The 19796-nt window shown below is 60.1% G+C and carries 17 protein-coding genes and 1 tRNA gene; 9 read left to right on the top strand and 9 right to left on the bottom strand.

The genetic code is table 11. From position 1 onward, the window contains the following. Positions 1-6: 6 nt before the first annotated feature. Entirely contained in the window at positions 7-570 is a 564-nt protein-coding gene (gene dcd / locus MHK04_RS05605; protein WP_034656041.1) for a dCTP deaminase, read from the bottom strand. Between the two features lie 65 nt (positions 571-635). Between dcd and MHK04_RS05600 the strand changes: the two genes are divergently transcribed. Then, positions 636-709 (top strand) — tRNA-Gly (locus MHK04_RS05600). A 22-nt stretch (positions 710-731) separates the two neighbouring features. Here MHK04_RS05600 and MHK04_RS05595 read toward each other — a convergent pair. The 3 genes from MHK04_RS05595 to MHK04_RS05585 are packed head-to-tail and all read right to left on the bottom strand — an operon-like array spanning position 732 to position 3928. Then, positions 732-1031, bottom strand: coding sequence for a hypothetical protein (locus tag MHK04_RS05595; RefSeq protein ID WP_023020041.1), 300 nt, complete (start codon positions 1029-1031; stop codon positions 732-734). 13 nt (positions 1032-1044) lie between these two features. Further along, positions 1045-2733, bottom strand: coding sequence for a VanW family protein (locus MHK04_RS05590; protein ID WP_239208211.1), 1689 nt, complete (start codon positions 2731-2733; stop codon positions 1045-1047). A gap of 34 nt (positions 2734-2767) precedes the next feature. Beyond that, positions 2768-3928 (bottom strand): glycoside hydrolase family 3 N-terminal domain-containing protein, encoded by a 1161-nt coding sequence (locus tag MHK04_RS05585; RefSeq protein WP_034656046.1) that lies wholly within the window; start codon positions 3926-3928, stop codon positions 2768-2770. Positions 3929-3986: 58 nt separating this feature from the next. Between MHK04_RS05585 and MHK04_RS05580 the strand changes: the two genes are divergently transcribed. Genes MHK04_RS05580 through MHK04_RS05570 form a run of 3 tightly spaced genes read left to right on the top strand, consistent with a single transcriptional unit; the run spans position 3987 to position 7784 of the window. Further along, positions 3987-4493: a universal stress protein gene (locus MHK04_RS05580; protein WP_034655562.1), complete on the top strand. Its 507-nt coding sequence runs from the start codon at positions 3987-3989 to the stop codon at positions 4491-4493. 22 nt (positions 4494-4515) lie between these two features. After that, positions 4516-4713, top strand: coding sequence for a DUF2613 domain-containing protein (locus MHK04_RS05575; protein ID WP_005325448.1), 198 nt, complete (start codon positions 4516-4518; stop codon positions 4711-4713). A 2-nt stretch (positions 4714-4715) separates the two neighbouring features. Next, positions 4716-7784 carry an alpha-(1->3)-arabinofuranosyltransferase domain-containing protein gene (locus tag MHK04_RS05570; protein ID WP_239208210.1) on the top strand — a complete coding sequence of 1023 codons (3069 nt, stop codon included), beginning with the start codon at positions 4716-4718 and terminating at the stop codon, positions 7782-7784. Here MHK04_RS05570 and MHK04_RS05565 read toward each other — a convergent pair. Next, positions 7705-8823, bottom strand: a complete 1119-nt coding sequence (locus MHK04_RS05565; protein ID WP_023020046.1) for an acyltransferase family protein — start codon at positions 8821-8823, stop codon at positions 7705-7707. The two genes, MHK04_RS05570 and MHK04_RS05565, sit on opposite strands and share 80 nt — an antisense overlap. A gap of 51 nt (positions 8824-8874) precedes the next feature. Between MHK04_RS05565 and MHK04_RS05560 the strand changes: the two genes are divergently transcribed. Together MHK04_RS05560 and MHK04_RS05555 are read left to right on the top strand one after the other, a co-directional pair. Continuing rightward, positions 8875-10032, top strand: a complete 1158-nt coding sequence (locus tag MHK04_RS05560) for a PorA family protein (protein ID WP_023020047.1) — start codon at positions 8875-8877, stop codon at positions 10030-10032. Next, on the top strand, positions 10022-11440 hold the full coding sequence (locus MHK04_RS05555; protein ID WP_239208209.1) for an MmpA family trehalose lipid delivery protein: 1419 nt from the start codon (positions 10022-10024) through the stop codon (positions 11438-11440). The genes MHK04_RS05560 and MHK04_RS05555 overlap by 11 nt, the downstream gene beginning before the upstream one ends. Here MHK04_RS05555 and MHK04_RS05550 read toward each other — a convergent pair. After that, on the bottom strand, positions 11355-12464 hold the full coding sequence (locus MHK04_RS05550) for a glycosyltransferase family 4 protein (RefSeq protein ID WP_023020049.1): 1110 nt from the start codon (positions 12462-12464) through the stop codon (positions 11355-11357). The two genes, MHK04_RS05555 and MHK04_RS05550, sit on opposite strands and share 86 nt — an antisense overlap. Before the next feature lie 24 nt (positions 12465-12488). Here MHK04_RS05550 and MHK04_RS05545 point away from each other — a divergent pair, with 24 nt between their 5' ends. Beyond that, positions 12489-13256 (top strand): class I SAM-dependent methyltransferase, encoded by a 768-nt coding sequence (locus MHK04_RS05545; protein ID WP_200288559.1) that lies wholly within the window; start codon positions 12489-12491, stop codon positions 13254-13256. On the opposite strand, the gene MHK04_RS05540 is transcribed toward MHK04_RS05545, so the two are convergent. The 3 genes from MHK04_RS05540 to MHK04_RS05530 all read right to left on the bottom strand — a co-directional run bounded on the left by MHK04_RS05540 (position 13237) and on the right by MHK04_RS05530 (position 18067). Further along, the gene (locus MHK04_RS05540; RefSeq protein ID WP_200288558.1) at positions 13237-13890 is read right to left on the bottom strand and encodes an ABC transporter ATP-binding protein; all 654 of its coding nucleotides are present in this window, start codon (positions 13888-13890) and stop codon (positions 13237-13239) included. The two genes, MHK04_RS05545 and MHK04_RS05540, sit on opposite strands and share 20 nt — an antisense overlap. A gap of 4 nt (positions 13891-13894) precedes the next feature. Further along, positions 13895-15859 carry a bacteriocin-associated integral membrane family protein gene (locus MHK04_RS05535; RefSeq protein ID WP_239208208.1) on the bottom strand — a complete coding sequence of 655 codons (1965 nt, stop codon included), beginning with the start codon at positions 15857-15859 and terminating at the stop codon, positions 13895-13897. A 384-nt stretch (positions 15860-16243) separates the two neighbouring features. Then, a complete protein-coding gene (locus MHK04_RS05530; RefSeq protein WP_239208207.1) occupies positions 16244-18067 on the bottom strand; it encodes a phosphoenolpyruvate carboxykinase (GTP) in 1824 nt (607 codons plus the stop codon). Between the two features lie 347 nt (positions 18068-18414). On the opposite strand from MHK04_RS05530, the gene trmB reads away from it, so the two are divergent. Together trmB and MHK04_RS05520 are read left to right on the top strand one after the other, a co-directional pair. After that, complete coding sequence (trmB, locus tag MHK04_RS05525) at positions 18415-19191, top strand: tRNA (guanosine(46)-N7)-methyltransferase TrmB (protein ID WP_200288555.1); 777 nt, start codon at positions 18415-18417, stop codon at positions 19189-19191. Continuing rightward, a complete protein-coding gene (locus tag MHK04_RS05520) occupies positions 19192-19785 on the top strand; it encodes an NYN domain-containing protein (protein ID WP_239208206.1) in 594 nt (197 codons plus the stop codon). It begins immediately after the preceding gene. Positions 19786-19796: the final 11 nt, after the last annotated feature.

Genomic DNA, 19796 nt, shown 5'->3' with positions numbered 1-19796 from the left:
TTAAGCCTATCGAAAATTCAGGTAAGACTTCGATGGCGTCGGGCCACGCTGGCCTTGGTACTTCGACCCCAGCGAACCCGTGCCATAAGGGCTTTCAGCTGCTGAAGTCATCTTGAAAATCGCCAGCTGCCCCACCTTCATGCCCGGCCACAAGGCAATGGGTAGGTTGGCGGTATTAGAAAGCTCGAGCGTAATGTGACCGGAAAAGCCTGGGTCAATAAAGCCCGCGGTGGAGTGGGTCAACAATCCTAAGCGGCCGAGCGAAGACTTGCCCTCCAAGCGGCCAGCCAAGTTCGCAGGCAGGGTGAACTTTTCCAACGTAGCACCGAGCACGAACTCGCCTGGGTGCAGGATGAAGGACTGATCTTCTTCTACCTCCACCAAGGTGGTGAGATCCGGCATTTCCTCTTTGGGGTCAATATGCGTATACCGCGAGTTATTGAATACGCGGAAATATTTATCCAAGCGCACGTCTACCGAGGAGGGCTGGATAAGCTCGCTGTCGAAGGGCTCGATGCCCAACTCTTCGGCGTCGATGGCGGAACGGATATCACGATCTGAAAGAAGCACGGCCCCAATTCTACTCATGCCGAAGGCCAAGGTGTATAGTAGGCCGGAGCGCATCAACGCGCAGTGCCGACGTAGTTTAATGGTAGAACTGCAGCTTCCCAAGCTGCTAGCGCGGGTTCGATTCCCGTCGTCGGCTCCAATTTTCGGGGGGAATTTTCTTGCTAGTCTGTGGCGCTTAACCACTGGGCAAGTTCTTTTTGTGTCCGCTCTACCCCGCCTGGATAGTGCGCCTCTAGTTCTGCGGCGGCCGGCTTCAAGAATCTCTCCACAAGCTCGGCCATATCACGCTGAGGCACGGTGCCACGGATATTATCCAGCGGGGCACGGAACGTCACTCCAAGGTCAGTCCGGAGCTGATATCCGCGCCAATCTTCGCTGTAAACGCGCAGCTCTGCCCCGCGCAGGTTCGATTCGATAACCACATTGCCAAAGATGAGCGTTGTCAGAGTTCTCTCTTCCATGGCTCCGAGCCTACTAGCCGCAGCGGACGATGGGCTGCGGGTCGTAGACCGTGGTGGTGGTCTCGCGGGAGAGCTCTTTGCCACCGAGGTCCTTGATGATGCGGGTATCAGACGTCGTAAAGCCTGGCGCACCAGAGGAAGGCGAGCAGTCGCTGCCTGGCACAGACATCGGCTGTGGGTCGGTATTGGCCCAGCGGCCATTGTTCACAGACTCAACGTCAACGGTCTTGGTGCCCTTCAAACGCACGGTAATCTTGCCGCCCCCGAAGTCGGTCTCAATGCGGACCGGGGTGTTGAAGGTATTGGTGAACTGCAGGTCGATGGCGCCTTCGTAAACGGTGGCCTCGCGGCCGGCGGGGTAGCGCGAAATATAGTACGAGTGCGGGGTGTGGGCGGTATCTTCCATGCCCGCAAAGTAGGCAGCGTTGTACAAGGTAGTGGCGAATTGGGAGATGCCACCGCCGACGGCGGAACCGGAGTGGCCATCAATAATGATGCCGGATTCCACATAGCCCTGGGCAGTGCCGCGGGGGCCGGTGTAGCCATTGAGGGAGAAGGTCTCGCCGGGGTTGACTACAGCGCCGTTGACCTCTTGGGCCACCAGCTCGATGTTCTTGCCCGAGGCAGCGGAATAGCCCTCGGTTGTGAACTCGCCAACGGTATCGTTAAAGGTCGCCTTCTTGGCGTCTTCGGTGGTGAACTCGGCAGGGTCCGGCTTATAAGTAGCGTCCCACTCGCGGTCGTCACCGGTCACACGCTTGTCAAAGTCCTTCATGGTCGGCTCCCAGTCGATGATTTCGCCATCTTCGGACGGGGTGACCTGCTTGTCGTTGCCGTTGAAGGAAATCTTGGCATTCACACCGGGCACATCGGCGCCCTCAGAGCGCTCCGCCAACAGCTCCTGCGCGCGGTTGGTATCCACGGCGAGCTTGAGCTTGCCGTCCTTCTTTTCAATGCTGGTGAATTGGGAGATTTCCGGCTTATTCAGGGTAGCCGTGACATTATTTTTAGCCTTCAAGGTAATCGGATTATCCAGCGCCTTAGCGGCGTCGCCGGTGCGCATGGCCTCGATGGCCGCATCATTGATGGCCGGTTCTACCTCTTCTGGGTCCACGCCCACGCCCTCGGAATCGAGCCAGTTTTCTGTGACCGCGTTGTGCAAGGAGCCGGCATCCACGGTTTGGCCAAGCTTCGGGTCGGTGACCTTGAGCTCGCCGTTGTTAAGCTCCAACATGCCATCGACAGGGTCGGTGGAAAGGTTTTTCTTCACCCGCTCCAAGGCAGGCTGCAGCTGGGCTTCATCTACGTTGGTCTCTACCGGAATATCCCGGGTGGAACGGAAGAAGCTATACAGGCGGGTGAAAGGGTTGAGGGAAGGCTCCTTAATATTGTCCACGGCCCGCTGGTTATCCAGGGCAAGGCCCGATTCGGAAGGGACGAGTTCTGTGTGAAGGTCACCGGAGGTGACGGAAACGGGTTCGGTCTCTACGCCCGCAAGCTCATCTTCGAGCTTCTCCACGGCGGCAGTGCGATCCATGGCGGAGATGTCCACGCCGTTGACGGAAACGGCGCGCGGAATCTTGTCCTGGTTTGCCGCGACATCCCAGGCATAAGCAATACCCGCGATCAGGACAAGGCCGACAAATACACCGAGCGCGATGAGCCAGCCTTTAGCACCGTTTTTTCCTTCTGCCTTTTTCACGCCTTAAAGGTTAACGGTTTTAGTGGTATTTTTCCTAGTCCTGTGCGGCCTCGGCTGCAACGTCGGCCGGTGGAACGCTGACATGGCGGGCCGCGTCCTCGAGACGCTCGCGCGGCAGGCGCCCCTCGTCCACGGCACCGACAACGGCATCGATTACCGCATTGATATCGCCCTCGGTGGACCACAGGGGCATATCGGCACCGGCATTGAGGGAGGTCACGACGGCGTCGGCAAGCGGGAGCGAATCCGCAATCGCCTTCATGCCACCGATGTCATCGGTATAAATAGGGCCGTCGTACTGCAGGGTCTCGCGAGCCAAGCCATAAGCCTCCGGCAGCATAGAAGCAGGAGTCTGGCCATCGCCCAAACCGGGCACGGCGAGGTGGCCCATCATGAGCGCGGCATTCGGCGCTTGAGGGAGGGCGGTTTTAAAAGGAATGAACTCGTGTCCCTCCAGCTCTTCCAGCGGCGGGGTAACGGCCTCGGCCAGGTGGGTATCGCCAGAAGCACGGCCGTGTCCCGGGAAATGCTTGAATACGGCCTTGACCCCAGCGGAATCCAACCCGCGGGCAAAGGCGGCGCCGTATTCACCCGCCTGTGCGGGGTCGGTGGAAAAGGACCGATCGCCCACCACCTCTAGGCCATTGCCATCGACGTCGAGCACCGGCGCAAAGTCCACGTTGATGCCATGAGCCTTGAGGCTCGTGCCAATCTCGTGGGCCAGCTGTTCCACCTCTTGCGGGGAACGCTCGGCTGCCATTTGTTGCGGTGCGGGATACTCGCCCAAGATCTCTGAGAAACGCTGCACGCGCCCGCCTTCAAAATCGATGGAGACTTCAAAGTCGCGGCCTACCTCTTGGCGCAGGGCATTAATATCGCGGCCCTCTTCCTGCAGCAGGTTGGGATCCGCCCAGCTGGGAATAAAGATTCCGCCCACGCCAGCATCCAGTTTGGCCTTAGCATCGTCGTAATTGGTGACCGGGGGCATCAACACAGAGGCGGCCATGGCGCGGATGTCCTGCTGCGGGGCTGCTTCCTGCGAAGTCTCTTCTTGCGTCTCTTGCGTCGCGGCCGGTGAGCTCGATGCCGCTGGGGTTGTGGAGTCCTGACTCTCGGCGTCCTCCTGAGGGGAGGTGGAGCAGGCGCCCAAGGCCGTCACGAGGGCAAGGCTGGCGAGAATGCGCGGAGTTTTCATGCCTTCCAGTGTGCAATATTCCTCGCCTTCTGTCTGAAACGGTGGGTAGACTAGCCACATGAGTAACGGCGAGACAATGCTAATTGCCTACGATGGCACCGAACGAGCCGGCCGCGCCCTCGAGCACGCGGCCCAGCTGCTGCGGCCCACCACGGTGGAAATCCTCACCGCTTGGGAACCCGTAGCCCGGCAGACCGCCCGCGCCGTCAGCCGCACTGGAATGCACCAGTCCACCGTCTCCCCGGACGGCGTCGAAGAGGATCCGGCCTACGAGGAAGCGTTGAAAATCTGCCGCCAGGGCATCGAACTAGCCGAAAGCCTGGGCTTGGCTGGCCGCGCCCACTTGGTGGAATCCGCCACCACTATTTCCTCCGCCATCATTGATGCAGCACACGAGCTGGACGTGGATGTCATCGTGACCGGCACCCGCGCCCTGACAGGTTTCCGCGCCTGGTGGACCAACTCCACCGCCGATCAGATTGTGCGCAATGCCGGCCTTCCCGTCTTTATCGTGCCGCAGGAAAACGAGGAAGACGCGGACGATGATGAGGCAGAATACTTCTAAATAGCTGCTAGTATTTTTAGCCATGGCTCTGGAAACCGATTCTTTGAACAAGCGCACCCTTGGCCCCGCCATCGGTAGCGCTGTTGTGGGCATCGCGCTCGGCGTCATCACCATCATCGGCATCGCGCAGTTCTCCGGCACCGATACCGTGCCAGAAGGCAATGCGGTTTCTGCTTCCGATGCGGTTTTGGGCGGCCCTGAGTACGGATCCCGCAACTAGGTGTGCGTACCCTCCGCGGGCGGCTTGCCCGCCCCTACCCGCTGGGGATCTTTGCCCTAGCGCTCATCCTCCTCGTGCAGCCGTGGGGGCTGACAGCTGCCGATACCAAGCATGATCTGGCCGCCAATCCGCTGCATTTTCTCCGCGGGGCACTGAGCGCCTATACGGATACCTTTACCCTGGGACAACTACAAAATCAGGCCTATGGCTATCTTTTTCCCCAAGGGCCCTTCTTCGTTTTAACCCAGCCACTGCCCGATTGGCTGGCCCAGCGCCTGTGGTGGCTGGTGGTCTTAAGCGTTGGCTTCATCGGCTTTCATAAGCTCGCCTGCAAGGTAGGCCTGCGCGGCGGGTGGGTCTGGGTGGCGGCGATGCTCTACGCGCTTTCCCCTCGCGCGCTTTCTACCCTGACCGCCATTTCTTCCGAGACCTGGCCGGTCATGCTCGCCCCCTGGGTCATCCTGCCCTTCCTCAATGCCAAGCTCACGTGGCGCGACGCCGCCGCAGCCACCATCCCCGTAGCGCTCATGGGTGCGGTCAATGCCACCGCCACCATCGCCGCCTGCACCCCGGCCGCGGTAATTGTGCTCTACCGCCGCGCATTCAAACCCGGCGCGGCCTGGCTTCTAGGGTGCCTAACAGTATCGGCCTGGTGGATCGGCCCGCTTATCGTACTTGGCCGCTACGCCCCGCCGTTTACGGAATTCATCGAATCCGCTCGCGTGACCACGCGCTGGCTCAACCTGCCAGAAATCCTGCGCGGGACCACGAGCTGGACACCGTTTGTAGATACCGAGCGCGTGGCGGGCAATGCACTGGCTACCGAATCCTTCTTCGTGCTGGTCACCATGGGCATCGCGGCCGTGGGCATCTACGGGCTCACCAAACTGCCGCGTGTGTGGGCCGTTGTCCTAGTGGTGGGCATCGCGGTGCTGGGCTGCCAGGCGGGGTGGTACCTCGATGCTCTCGATGGCCCGCTGGCCGCGCTGCGCAACCTGCATAAATTCGATCCGCTGGTGCGCATCCCGCTGCTTTTAGGCGTCGCGCGCGCCTGCGCGCACCTGCCGCTACCGCACAGCTTGCGGCCTACCAAGAAGCAGACGGTAGGCGCGCTCACGCTACTGCTGTGCATCGCGGTCATCTCCCCGGCATGGTCACAGCGCTTGCTGCCACTGGGGGCGTATAAGGAGGTTCCCTCCTACTGGCACGAGGCCACGGACTTTATCAATACCCATGCCGCCGATACCCGCACCCTTATCTACCCAGAGGCGTCTTTTGCCCGGCAGACCTGGGGGTGGACGCGCGATGAGCCGGCCCAGCCGCTGCTCGATGTCCCTTGGGCCGTGCGCGATGCCATTCCGCTCGTGCCACCAGAGGCCATCCGCGGGCTCGACGGCGTCATGGCCGCACTGAAGGAGGACCCAGCCACCGGCGTGCGCTCCCTTCAGCGCCTGGGCATCGGCGCGGTCATGGTGCGCCACGATCTCTTCACCGGTGAGGACGAGGCCCTAGCCAGTAAATTTGGCGGCGAGGTCCACCGCTTCGGCGAGGTCGATGTCATCTTGCTCAACCACGCCGGCATGTCCTTAGGGCCCACAGACCCAGTCCGCGTGGCCGGCGGCGGGGAAGCCTTGGCGCTTCTCGACGCCCACCATGGCCCCACCACCCGCCAGCTCGTCGATCGCGACGCCGATATCGTCACCGATACCCCGACGCTCACGGACCGCAACTACGGCACCCTCGACGGCCCCATCTCCGCGCCCCTGGCTTCAGACGACCCCAGCCACGTAAATAACCGCCTGCGCGATTATCCCTCCGCGGGGCCTCTTAGCCAGGTCGAGACTCACGGCGGTTCCGTGGCGGTTTCTTCCTCTGCGGCCGATGCCACGGCCTTCGGTGGCGCCCAACCGCACAAGTCCGCCACGGCCGCGGTGGATGGGGAAAATTCCACCGCGTGGTGGCCCGCGCCGGGCGATGACTCCGGGTGGATTGAGCTGCGCGGTCATTTCACCCAACCGCGCCTAAAGCTCATGGCCACCAGCGCCACCACGGTTACGGTGCGCTCCGGCAGCGCCGCAGTAGACGTGGACTTACAGCCCTTCCGCTCACAGGAGGTACGCGTTCCCGGCGGCGATACCGAGGCCATTCGCGTGGAGCTGTCTCACCGCACCGGCATCGCGGAACTAGGGGTAGAGGGCCAGCCGGTCGAGCGCGTAGTGACCGTGCCGGATACCTCCCCCGATGTGCACCAATTCTTCTTCCAGCAGATGCTGCAAGATACCGGTGTGCTCATCCGCGACTTCACGGCGCCGCGCCCCATGCGGGTAAAGGTAGATTCCACCAAGCCGGTGCTTATCGACGCCCACCGCTACTCCCCCGGCGATTCCCTCACCCTGAGCCCCGGCACGCACCGTGTGCGCACCACTGGACCGTGGGTGAGCCTTCGCGAGGTGGGCTGGCGCCCGCCGGAGCCCTCGGAGCCCACTGGATACTCGATTAAAGCCAGCGAGGAAGACCGCCTCTTGGTCACCGGACGCGCCTTTAATAAGGGCCTGCGCGGGTATTTGGACAATGAAGAGCTCACCCCGCGCGAGATCGACGCCGCCACCCAGGCTTTTGTCATTCCGGCCGGCCGTTCCGGCGACTTCCATATGTCCTTCACCGCCCAGCCGGTTTATCGCGCCACCCTCCTCTTGGGAGGCTCCTTGGGATTGCTGACGCTCGGCCTGTGCCTCCTGGCGGCCGCGCGCCGCCCGTCCCAGCCCGCCTGGCACGCACCGCGTGGGGGCGCTGCCTCAGCCGCCGTGGCACTTGGTGCACTGGCCCTTACCGGCTGGCCGGCGGCAGTGGCGGCCGTGGCTGCGTGGTTGGTAGTGCGCTGGACCACCATCCCGCGCGCCTATCTCGCCCCCGGCGTAGTCGCTGCGGCCGGAGCCATCCTCGCCCGCGCACCGTGGACGTCTGGTTCCTATGCGGGTGATTCGCTCTTGCCTAGCTGCTTGTGTGCCGCGGGCGTGGCCTGTCTTTTCGCCGCCGACCGAGGAGAAGATCCCGGCCGGGACGCTCGATGAGCGTATAGCTAGCGGCCGAAACCACCACGGTGCCCACCACAGTCACGGCCAGAATGACCCAAAAGTCCAGGGGTTTCCCGCTAAAAAGCGGCACCCCGGTAAGGGGAAAGGCCAGGCCCAAGATAGCCACATGCCACAAGAAGATGGAATAGGACCATGTACCCAGTGCCTGCATGAGTGGGCTGGTCAGCCAAGATTTCTCCCGCGGAGCTAGAGCCACCGGTACCACCACGACTGCGGCAAAGGCCGCTCCCGCCATGATCCGGCGGGAAAATTCCGCGGGTTCGGGATGGATAAGCCCCTGCGGCCCAAACCACTCGCGACTGGCACCCCACAGCACCACCGCCGCCGCAAGCCACCACGCCCAGCGCGGCCGCAGTACCCGCTGCACTCGCCGACTGATGCCGGCTTCTTCGAATTCGGCGGCCAGCATTCCCACGGCAAACCACGAGGCATACGCGGGCGGCCAGATCTGCGAGTTGACCTGGTCCTTGGCGTAATCGGCTACAAAGGGCACGAATCCCCACGCCCAGCTGAGCACTCCTGCCAAGATAATGGCGGCAATGCGCCAGCGCCGCGGCAGCGTTCCAAGCAGCCACACCAGCACAGGCAAGAAGAGATAAAAGAAGAACTCCACGCACAGCGACCACAGATGGGTAAGACCTGGGGCCAACCCGTCGACCACATAAATTTGCGTGGAAGTCAGGTTGCTCAGCAATTGGGTGAGGGTGAGTGAGTGGGCGTCGGGAAGCAGGAGCATCACCGCCACCACGCAGGCATAATAGGCCGGCAACAGACGTGCCACGCGCGAGCGCGCATAGCCGGCTAAGCTGTGCAAGCCGCGGCGGCGCCACAAGAGGAACGCGCTGAGTGCAAAGAAAACGGCGACGAAAAAATCGAAGCGCCCGGCAAACCCCCACCCAGTTCCGGTCTGAAAAGACACGTGGGTGACAATGATTCCAAGGGAGGCGACCGCGCGTAGACCGTCTAGCTCCGGCAGATGCTGGGGTACGCTTTTCACAGATGCCTGCGGCTGCACGCTTGCTCCTAACCCCGGATCGACCTGAAACTGATTGGACATATTACTGCAATGAAACGCTACCTTTGGCCACGCTCGCCACTGGCGTGGGTTGTCATTGCCGCCGTCATTTTCTTAGTGCTGGGCACTGTGGTGCCACCGCTATATAACAATCAGACTCGGCCCCTCGCCTTCGACCAAAACATCAACACCGTGACCGCTCCCTCTGCCGGCGTGTGGATGGATGCGCCCGCCTTTATCGCCGGCGCCAAGGCCACAGGCGATAGCAAGAATCCGCAGTGCCAAGAAAAGAAGGCACCCATCTGGTGCTACCTGCACCATGACCTGCTCACCATCGAGCGCAACACCACGACCGCTGAGGTGGCAGAAGACGATGCGCTCGCTCACTCTGATTCTTTATCGCGCCTGCTCGCCGGAGAGACTCCGCTCGCCCAAATCACCGAGCACTCTGTGTTGAACCGAGAATCCACCTACCCGGTGGCTGCCCCTAAGGATAAATGGGAATTCCTCCTGCCGGCAGTGGATACGGGAATGGCCCGCACAGATTTCGAACGAGATGGCATCAACTACTTTTTCCCCTCCGGGACCGAGCAGCGCTCCTATCCCTTTTTCGATCTGGCCTCACAATCCTCCACGGCGGTGGACTTCACCACTACGGAAAAGCTAGATGGTATCCCTACCTATTCCTTCCACCACGATATTCAGCCCATTTCCCTGGCCGATATGCGCAGAAACATCACCACCGAGGCGGTCGATTCCGGCAGCGGCGAAAAGCAGCTGGCCGCTAAGGACTTCCGCATCTCTGGTCCGGCGAAGCGGTTCTATGACGAAGACTCGCGCAAGCTCCTCGGCCTAGATCCCACTGACCGGGTCACGGTGGAACCTTTTTATACCGTCGGCCGGGATATCTCCGTGGAACCCACCACCGGCACCATGGTGGATCTGCGGGAAAATATCAAGATTTTCTTCGCTGCCGACGAACAGCAAGCCGGCACCATGGTGGCCAATAACGATACGGAGGATCGCTCCATCTTCGCTGCCGATATGCGCTGGTCCGATGACACTCGCGCGGAGCGCCTCGACGAGGTGCGTCCGGTCATTCGCACCATTCGTGCCTTGATGGTCGTCGGCTGGGCGGGCAAAGCCATCGGCGTCGGCCTATTGCTCTGTGCTGCCTATATGTACATGCGCCGCCACCGTGAAGGCTAAGCGTCTTTTACTCCTCGCCTGGGGCTTCATCCTCGTTGCCGCGGTGTGCTGGCCCTTCGCCCTGCCCGGTGAGTTCCTGTGGCGCGATATGGCGCTGCTTGGCCATCCGGCGCTTTCCCCTTCGGCTTTCGGCGGCGGCAGTTTGCCTGCCCGCAATGCCCCGCAAGACGGCTTCTTGGCTGTAGTAGGCGGCGCGTGGGCGGCGCGGGTGCTCATTTTTGCCGCCGCCGCGTCCTCCGCGCTCACCGCGGCGCGCTGGGCGCGCTCCACAGCCTCCGCGGTGAGCGCGATGGGGGTGGCGGTGGCCAATCCTTTCGTTATCGAGCGCCTCCTGCAGGGTCAGTGGTCCCTTGCGGTGGCCGCGTGGCTGCTACCGGTCATCGCGTGGGCAGGAAAACAGCGCAGCTGGGTGGCGTGGCTGGCTATGTGGGGTGCTTCATTTACCCCTACGGGTGGACTCTTTGCCGTGGTGACCGCGGCGGTGACCTGCCGCAAGCGGGTAGCACTTGGCGGCGTGGTCTTGTGCTTGCCGTGGGCCATTCCGGGCATGTTCTATCCCGCTGCGCCCGGCGATACCGCTGCGGCGGTGGCTGCGTTTGCCCCGCGAGCCGAAGAGCACGTCGGCACCGGGGGCGCGCTGCTGCGCTTGGGCGGCATCTGGAATGCACAAGCAGCCATCGGGTTTGCGATATGCGGTGTCATCGTGGCGATCATCGCCCTGCTCGGGGCGTGGCGGGTTCCCGTTCGGCTGAGCATACTGGCAGCTATTGGTCTTGGCGGGGCGATGTTTTTCTGGCTGGTTCCCGGCGCGTTGGTGTGGTTCATCGATCACGTTCCAGGGGCGGCGCTACTGCGCGATAGCGGAAAGCTGACCATGCTGGCATTGCCGCTTTATGTGGCCTCGCTGGGTGCGCTGCCGAACCTGCCGGCGGCACTAGCCACCGTGGCCGCGGCCGTGCAGCTGATTCCGGTTCCGGGGCGGCTAGGGGTGCTCACGCCGCGGGATACGGGGGTAGATAAGCAGCTGGTGCGCGAGATTGACGGCCGGGTGGCTTTCTTTCCAGAGCGCGCCAACCTTGTAGAGGTGCCTGGCGGTGTGGCGGTAGATCCCTATTCCAAGGCGCTGGCCATGGTGGAATCCGGGGAATTGAGCGTGGACGGGACCGTGGTGGATCAGGCTTCGCCGCAGTATCGGGCGGCGCTGCGCGCGTGGGAGGTACACGATATGAAGCAGCTGGCCCGGATCGGTGTCGGCGTCGTTGTCGTAGACGGTGCTATAGCCGCGGAGACGGACGCACCACGGCCACAGGTTCCATGGGCGTTTACGGCGTTGTGGATGGCTTGTCCGCTACTAGCCCTTGCAGCAATTCCGCGAATTGCTCGCCGGTCTTCTCCCACGAGAAGCTAGCGGCAAAATCGCGCGCGTTGGAGCCGAGGGTGCGGCGTAAGGGGGCGTCAGCAAGCAGCTGCTTGGTGGCCGCCACGAAGTCTTCCTCGCGCTCTACCAGGATGCCGGTCTCACCGTTAATAACACTGTCACGCAGGCCAAACGTATAGCCAACAGTGGGGACCCCATGTTGGGCTGCCTCCATTACTGCCAAGCCCCACCCCTCTTTGCGGGAGGGCATAAGCAGGGCATCGGCACGGGCGAGCAAGGCATGCTTATAGTCCTCGGTTACCTGACCGCGAAAGCGCACGCGATCGCTGACACCATGCTCCTCGGCATAGGCACGCAGGTTAGCCTCCCACCAACCGGAGCCTATGACATCCAGGACCGCGCCCGGGGTCTGCGCCACAGTATCCATGGCATGCTCAATCTGCTTATGCGGCACCAGGCGCGAGAGCGTTACCAAGTGCACGTCGGCCTCTCGTTCCAGGGAAGGCACATGGTCCGGAACCGGGTCCAGACCATTGGCAATGATGTGCGCACCCTTAATTCCCAGTGCCTCTAGATCCTCGCGGGAAGCCTCAGAAACGGTGACATAAGGAGCCCCGCGATACACACGCGGAGCCACCCGGGACTCAAGGAACCAGCCGAGGCGGCCCAGGAGGGGACCTGCCACCGGCCACTGCTCGCGATGGCAATGGTGGGTAAGCAGCACCGTCGGCGCCCCAGATACCAAGCGGGCGAAGAAAGGAATGCCGTTTTGGGTATCGATTACCGCATCCACGCCGCGCAGGTCACCCAGCCCCAAACGGCCGGCCAGCATCGCGGCCCACGCGCGTGGATATACGCCAAACTTGGCGCCGCCGCGGCTGTAGCGCACACCGTCGCGCACCTCCCGGCGCGCGGCATTCATGTGCTTGGAGGTGCGAAAAACCACCTCGTGGCCCTGCGCCGCGAGGTATTCGCCCACGCGCTCCAAGTAACGCTCCGAGCCCCCGCCTTGCGGGTGGGTGGAATCGCGCCAGCATAGTAAAAGAATCTTCATTGTGAGGTATTAGCCTAGTGGGTTATGAGACATACCCGTGAGATGGCCACGCTGCGTCGCTCCTTGCAGCTGTTGCGTTCCTTTCGCTTTGAGCAGACGCACCCCGAGATTTTCTACGGTGGGCTAGCGGAAGATACGGCCGCACTGGTAGATAACCTCGGCCGCGACCTGGGCGTGCAGCTTCCCGGGGCGAGGGTACTCGATGTGGGCGGCGGACCGGGCTATTTTGCGGATGCTTTTGCCCGGCGCGGGGCCCACTATGTGGGACTAGAGCCAGATGCCGGCGAAATGTCTGCGGCTGGCATCCACTTGAGCAACTCGGTGCGCGGGGACGGCACCAACCTTCCCTTTGCCGATGACTCTTTTGACGTGGTCTATTCCTCCAACGTGGCTGAGCACATCCCCAATCCTTGGGATATGGGCGAGGAGATGCTGCGCGTGACCCGCCCGGGTGGCCTGACTATCCTGAGCTATACGGTATGGCTCGGCCCCTTCGGCGGCCACGAGACCGGCCTGTGGGAGCACTATGTGGGCGGCGAGTTTGCCCGCGATCGCTACACCCGCCGCCACGGTCACCCGCCCAAGAATGTCTTTGGCACTTCGCTTTTCGACGTCCCCTGCTCCGCCGGCCTCCACTGGGCACAGCGCACCGGCGCGCTCAAACTCGCCTTCCCCCGTTACCACCCTAGCTGGGCTTGGTGGCTAACTCGCGTGCCAGGTGTGCGGGAATTCGCGGTTTCTAACCTGACATTGGTATTGCAACCTAAGAGTTTCAATGGCAATACGCGCTGAGATCGAATACCTCGCTACATTGATCTCGGACTCGGTCATCGTGGGTAACCACGATGACCGCAGCACCAGCGGCGGCTTGTTCCTGTAGCAGGGACAGCACGCGGTCACTGTTCTTACTGTCGAGGGCCGCAGTTGGCTCATCCGCCAAGATGAGACTCGGGGTGCGTACCAAGATGCGGGCAAAAGAAACTCGCTGCTGTTCGCCGCCGCTTAAGGAAAATGCTTTCTCCTTCTCTCGTCCAGCTAGGCCCACCTGCTCCAGCGCACCGGCAATAATTTCAGTCTTCTTAGCCTGCGGAGTTTTAGGAGGCAATGCTACGGCCAAATTATCGGCAACCGAATCGGTATCGACCAGTGCAAAATCCTGAAATAGATAGCCAATATCGTGGCGGCGTACTTTTCGCGCCTGCCTTTCTTTCATACGCGTAGCATCGTGACCGAGCACTTCCATGCTTCCGCCGCTGAGCGAGTCTAGAAGGCCTAAACAATTTAATAGCGTGGTTTTCCCGCACCCCGAAGGCCCAGTTAAGGCCACTACTTGTCCCGGCGCGATATCTAAATCCACTCCCGACCACAAGGTGCGTTGAGCAATGGAGTAACGACCTTCCCGAATCTTTATTACGGCCTCATTCATTTTTCTATCTCTTTCCTACCCGATATGAGATGTGCACCATTGTCACTACCGAAACGACAGCCACAAGAACCGAAAGCCCAATCCCGTAGGCCATTGCTTCTGGCGTTACTTTCAGCTGGGCGACGACGGCGGGCATACTATTCATCCGTTCCAACTCTCGTGCTTGGCCGCCTTTGAACCATAAATAACCTATGGTGACACAACAGATTGCGGCGTCAGCAAGCCACAAGTACCGATACGCACGAGCCATGGGAATTCCCATGAACCGGTACACGCGAAGCCGCTGTGCAAACAGCTTTCGATACAAAAAGCCCGCAATGACCGCCATGGTTAGCGCAATCAAAGCCGCAGCAATGACACCGAGAACCAACGCAACGGTATCGGCACGCAACGACGCGTTTCCCTTGGCCCAAAGATGTGCAGCCGAGTTGGTCTTCAAAACGAAGTTGCTAAGGTCCGGATCATCGCGAAGCTCAGGCGGAACCTCACCCAGAAAGCCAGTGCCATTCTGAGTCATGCCGGCAACAATGGTTCTATCTGACGGCAGCTGGTCGTCCGGATAGATGGTCATCACCGGCCCCGCAGTTTTTATCTGTTCGCCCCAACCAGTTTCATCTATCTGCCAAGTAGCTACGTCGAAGTCATCACTATCGAGGATTTCCACTGGACATTCGTGCTCGCTGCAATAGAAGTCCTTCGGGACCGAATCTGCACTGCCTTCTAGTCCTCGCGGAATATACCTTGTGGGCTCGTGCGGCGGATTATTCTGCAATTTCTCGCGCAGTGGGCCTTCCACCGAACGCATTGCCGCCGTGTAATTGAAACTGAGCATATCCCGGCCGACTCCGCCGAACTCTGCCGGTGTGTCCTCAGAAAACTGTACATATTGAAACTGACCAACCGCAGATTTAGCCCGCGCAAGCTCTGCTAACTTGTGTGTTGAATCTACGATGCCGTCGCTATCACGCGCCCCTGAAAGTTCCAGGAGCTGCAGATCATCAGCTTGCTTCCAGAAATTACCAACGCCTTTTTGCACCTCTACTTCATGCAGGTGGTTGAGTGCTGGAGCTATAAGTCCTGCAGCTGCAATGCAAGGTACTAGCTTCAGCAAGACGATAACAGCCACGGTACTGCGCTGCGGCAGCTTCCCTTTGAGCCGCTCCCTCAACGCTAGCTTTTTACACGCCCATACAGTCAGGAGAAATGCCACCACCATGACCACGAGAAGCGGAAGCAGAAATACTGCCGAGTAGCGCATAATCCCTAGCATCACACGTGGTGAAACCAATACTGCGCACAGCACCAGCACCACCGCCGCGATAGCCAGTGCACCAAGAAATGCACTTGCATAAGAACGCCGAAACTCACGTGCAAATATGGCCCTAGGCGATAGTCCCATGAGTTGCCACACGGCATAATCTCTCGTTCGCGCGATCGCACCGGCCACGACGACAGCAAAACACGTAGCCAGAATCAAAAAATAAATCCCAGCTAGCGCGGTATCCGTGAAAAGGAACGACCATTCTAGGCTTTCCAATTCTTGGTGCTGCGCGCTGTGGGCATCCAGAATTCCATACACTGTATTTTTGAATTCCTCGCCCCCGGACAGTTGTAGGAGCTGACGCGGATCTTTATCCGGTAATTCCGTCAGATCGTGTATGTGAACTGGACTGCCCGGCGCAATCGTGTTGTACCAGGTGCCACCAAAGTCCCCAGCGGCGTAGACGTCGGTATGGTCCGGTTGCTCGAGTTCCACTGCAATGCGTTCACCCTTCGATTGCGCAGCCTCATCGAGTGCAGCAAGAATTTCAGAGCCCTGACCACCATAGGATCCGACGTTGATAAAAGAGCCGGTTTCGAATATTCCCTCCGACTGCGTCATCGCAAATGCCCAGTACCCCAAGAACAATGCGGATAGTACGCAAAATGCGGCGAGAATTCGTTGAGAAAGGCTAACGCCTTCTTTCATGAAATACTTCCTTAACTAAAGCAAGGGTCGCCCATGACGACGACCCTTGTGACGCTTACCTTCTATTAACACAAGCGGTAATAAGCGCCATCCGCCCCGAGCCAACGAGATGATGCCTGCGCACGGGCCCACGTATTCGCTGGTTGGCAGCCAGAGTCAACGTACTGGTGGCCGTTGACGGAACTACCATGATTGACAAATGAAAGCCCCTATTTGGACATTTCAGATATTTTCATATTCTTATATCTTTTTCACCATTACTGGTAAAGAGTTTCACTTTTATTAACTAAGATTAACTTATTGTTTACTTTTTATATCTAGGTAAGGCAATGCGAAAACCCCCAGCAACAATGGTGTCGCTGGGGGCTAGCTGGAGCCTTGATTTTAAGAGGCGTTCTCTACGCGCTCCTTCAGGGCGTGGAACTGGTCCCACACCTCAGATGGCACGCGGGAGCCTAGGAAGTTGAGGTAGCTGGCGTTATCCTGCATATCGCCTTCCCAGTCCTCCGGGTTGACGGCGAGAGCAGCGCGCACATCCTCGATATCAAAGTCGATGCCCTCGAGGTCGATGTCCTCGGCGCGAGCGGTGTGGCCTACGACGGTCTCCTCGGCCTCAACATTGCCCTCGATGCGGGCAATGATCCACTTGAGCACTCGAGAGTTCTCGCCGAAGCCCGGCCATAGGAAGCGGCCATCGTCGCCGCGGCGGAACCAGTTAACCAGGAAGATAGACGGCATACGGTCGCCGCCCTTTTCACCCATGTCAATCCAGTGCTGCAGGTAATCGCCGGCGTTGTAGCCAATGAACGGCAGCATAGCCATCGGGTCGTGGCGCAGGGTGCCAACGCTACCCTCTGCTGCAGCGGTCTGGCCAGAGGCCAGCAGGGCACCAATCATAGTGCCGTGGTTCCAGTCAAAAGCCTGGGTGACCAACGGAACGGTGGTCTTGCGGCGGCCGCCGAAGAGGATGGCATCGATCTTTACGCCCTGCCAGTCGTCATACTCTGGAGCGGCGCTCGGGCACTGGGAAATCGGCACGCAGTAGCGGGAGTTAGGGTGTGCAGCCTTAGTGGACGAAGACGGAGTCCAGTCCTGACCGGTCCAGTCGATGAGGTGCTCTGGTGCCTCCTTGGACATCTCCTCCCACCAGACATCGCCGTCGTCGGTAAGCGCAACGTTGGTGAAAATGGTGTTACCCGGCTCCATGGTCCGCATGGCAATCGGGTTGGAGTCGTAGTTGGTGCCAGGAGCCACGCCGAAGAAGCCGTTTTCCGGATTTACGGCGTAGAGACCGTCTTCGCGCAGGTGTAGCCACGCAATGTCATCGCCGACGACCTCAGCCTTCCAGCCCGGAATGGTTGGGGTAATCATGGCCAGGTTGGTCTTGCCACATGCCGACGGGAAGGCGGCTGCAACGTGGTACTTCTTGCCTTCTGGGTTGGTCAGCTTCAAGATGAGCATGTGCTCGGCCATCCAGCCCTCTTCCTTGGCCATAACGGAAGCGATGCGCAGCGCGTAGCACTTCTTAGCCAGGATGGCGTTGCCGCCGTAGCCAGAACCGTAGGACCAAATTTCCTTAGTTTCAGGGAACTGGGTGATGTACTTGGTGTCATTGCATGGCCATGCCACGTCTTCCTCACCCGGCTCCAGCGGGGCACCCACGGAGTGCAGCGCGTGGACAAAGTTGCCGTCAGCACCAATTTTCTCCAGGGCTTCCGCGCCCATACGGGTCATGATGCGCATGGAGAGCACAACATAGGCGGAGTCAGTCAGCTGCACGCCCAGCTTCGGCTCCGGATCGCTAATCGGGCCCATGCAGAAGGGAACCACGTACATGGTGCGACCCTTCATGGAGCCACGGAAAGCTTCCGTCATCTCTTCCTTCATCGCCGCAGGCGGAGCCCAGTTATTGGTAGGGCCAGCGCCGTCTTCATTCTCGGTACAGATGAAGGTGCGAGATTCCACACGTGCAACGTCGGAAGGGTTGGAACGAGCCAAGTAGGAGTTAGGTCGCTTTTCCTCGTTCAACTTGATAAGCGTGCCTTTTTCCACCAGCTCGCCGGCCAAACGGTCAGCCTCGTCCTGGGAGCCGTCTACAAAGACCACCTGGTCCGGCTGGAAAAGCTCAACATTCTCGCTAATCCAGCCGATAAGCTTTTCATTTTTAGTCGGCAGCTCTCCGACGAGCCCTGGGATAGTGGCGGTCATTAGTAATTCTCCTGAGGGTGGGTGTGAAAATTGGAGCAAAAAGCCCCAACTGTGCCTTCCACCTCAAGATTAACGTGCTCGCCCGAATAATTTGCGCAGAACTTGCTACACCGGTTATATCCACCACGTTAACCAGAACTTCACCAAGCGCATACGAAGGTAATGTGTTAAAAATCGCCTTTTCCACCCCCCCTTTCTGGGGGTTCATTGTCCCACTTTTCCGCCTCGAAACGATCTTCTACCACCCCCAACTGGGCCCACTGGTTATATCCGGGATGTCATCGCCACATGTATCCCTCGGCGCGGCGTATTGCTTGGCGGGGCTAAGCAGGGGAAAATAGGCCGCAATGAATAGCACAGATAATTCTCAAAACACCCGCGCTGGGGAAATGCCCCCTGGCCGCCCGCCACAAACCGACTTCAACGCCGTTTTCCACAACGAGCTTGACTACCCGCGCCTAGGCAACGTCACTTTCCGCCGCGGAACGCTCACCGATAACCAGCATGAACTTTTTGAAAAGCGCTGGCCGGAGCTCGGACGCGTGCTGGAAGACGAGGTCATTGATCTCGCTTCCTGGTTCGGCCGCAGCGGCGCCAAGACGATCGTGGAAATCGGTTCCGGTACCGGCACCTCCACCGCTGCCATGGCACCGAAAGAAGCCGATACCAACATCATCGCCGTCGAGCTCTACAAACCAGGCCTTGCCAAGCTGCTCGGCCAGATTGAGCGTGAGGGTATCGAAAATATCCGCATGATCCGCGGCGATGGCATCGAAGTCTTGATGCGCATGTTTGAACCGGAATCCCTCGACGGAATCCGCGTCTTCTTCCCGGATCCGTGGCCAAAGGCGCGCCATCACAAGCGCCGCATTATTCAGTCGGGCACCCTCAATCTTTTTGCCTCCCGGTTAAAGAAGGGCGGTGTGCTGCACGTCGCTACCGACCACGCCGGGTATGCCGAGTGGATCGATGAACTAGTTGAAGTAGAACCAAGCCTGGATTACAAGGGCTGGCCATGGCCGGAGTGCCCGCAGCTGGTAGATCGTCAGGTCATCACCAAGTTTGAAGGCAAGGGCCTAGATAAAGAACACGTGATTACGGAGTATCTCTGGGAGAAGAAATAAATGAGCACCTATCTGCTTGTCTGGGATGCACCCAATATGGACATGGGCCTAGGCTCCCTGCTCGGCGGCCGCCCCACCGCCGCACACCGCCCGCGCTTCGACGCCATCGGCCGCTGGCTGGTACACCTTGCCCAGGACGTTGATGCGGAACCGCGCGCCGATGTCTTTACTAATGTGACCCTCGGCGGCGCAGATGTCATTCGCCCATGGGTAGAAGCCATCCGCAACGTGGGTTTCGGTGTTTTTGCCAAGCCCAAGATCCACGAAGACGATGACGTAGATCCGGATATGCTCGACCACATCGACAATCTTCGTGCGGATCTGGCCGGTGTCATTGTCGCCTCCGCCGATGGCCAAAACTTCCAAGAGCCTTTGGAGGAGCTCATCGCCGCGGGGATTCCAGTGACGGTCCTCGGTTTCCACGAGCATGCCGCATGGGCCGTAGGCCACGCGGATATCAATTTTGTGGACCTGGAGGATATCGAGGGCGTATTCCGCGAGCCGCTACCGCGTGTGAATCTGGATAACCTGCCGGAGGGTGGTGCATGGCTGCAGCCATTCCGCCCCCTGGCTGCGCTGCTTAATAACCGCTAGGAGGCTGCCCC

The sequence above is a fragment of the Corynebacterium nasorum genome (genome assembly GCF_022345765.1).
In the GTDB taxonomy this organism is placed as follows: domain Bacteria; phylum Actinomycetota; class Actinomycetes; order Mycobacteriales; family Mycobacteriaceae; genus Corynebacterium; species Corynebacterium kefirresidentii.
Note: the sequence above shows the minus strand (reverse complement) of the source record. Positions and strands in the feature narration are given on the sequence as shown.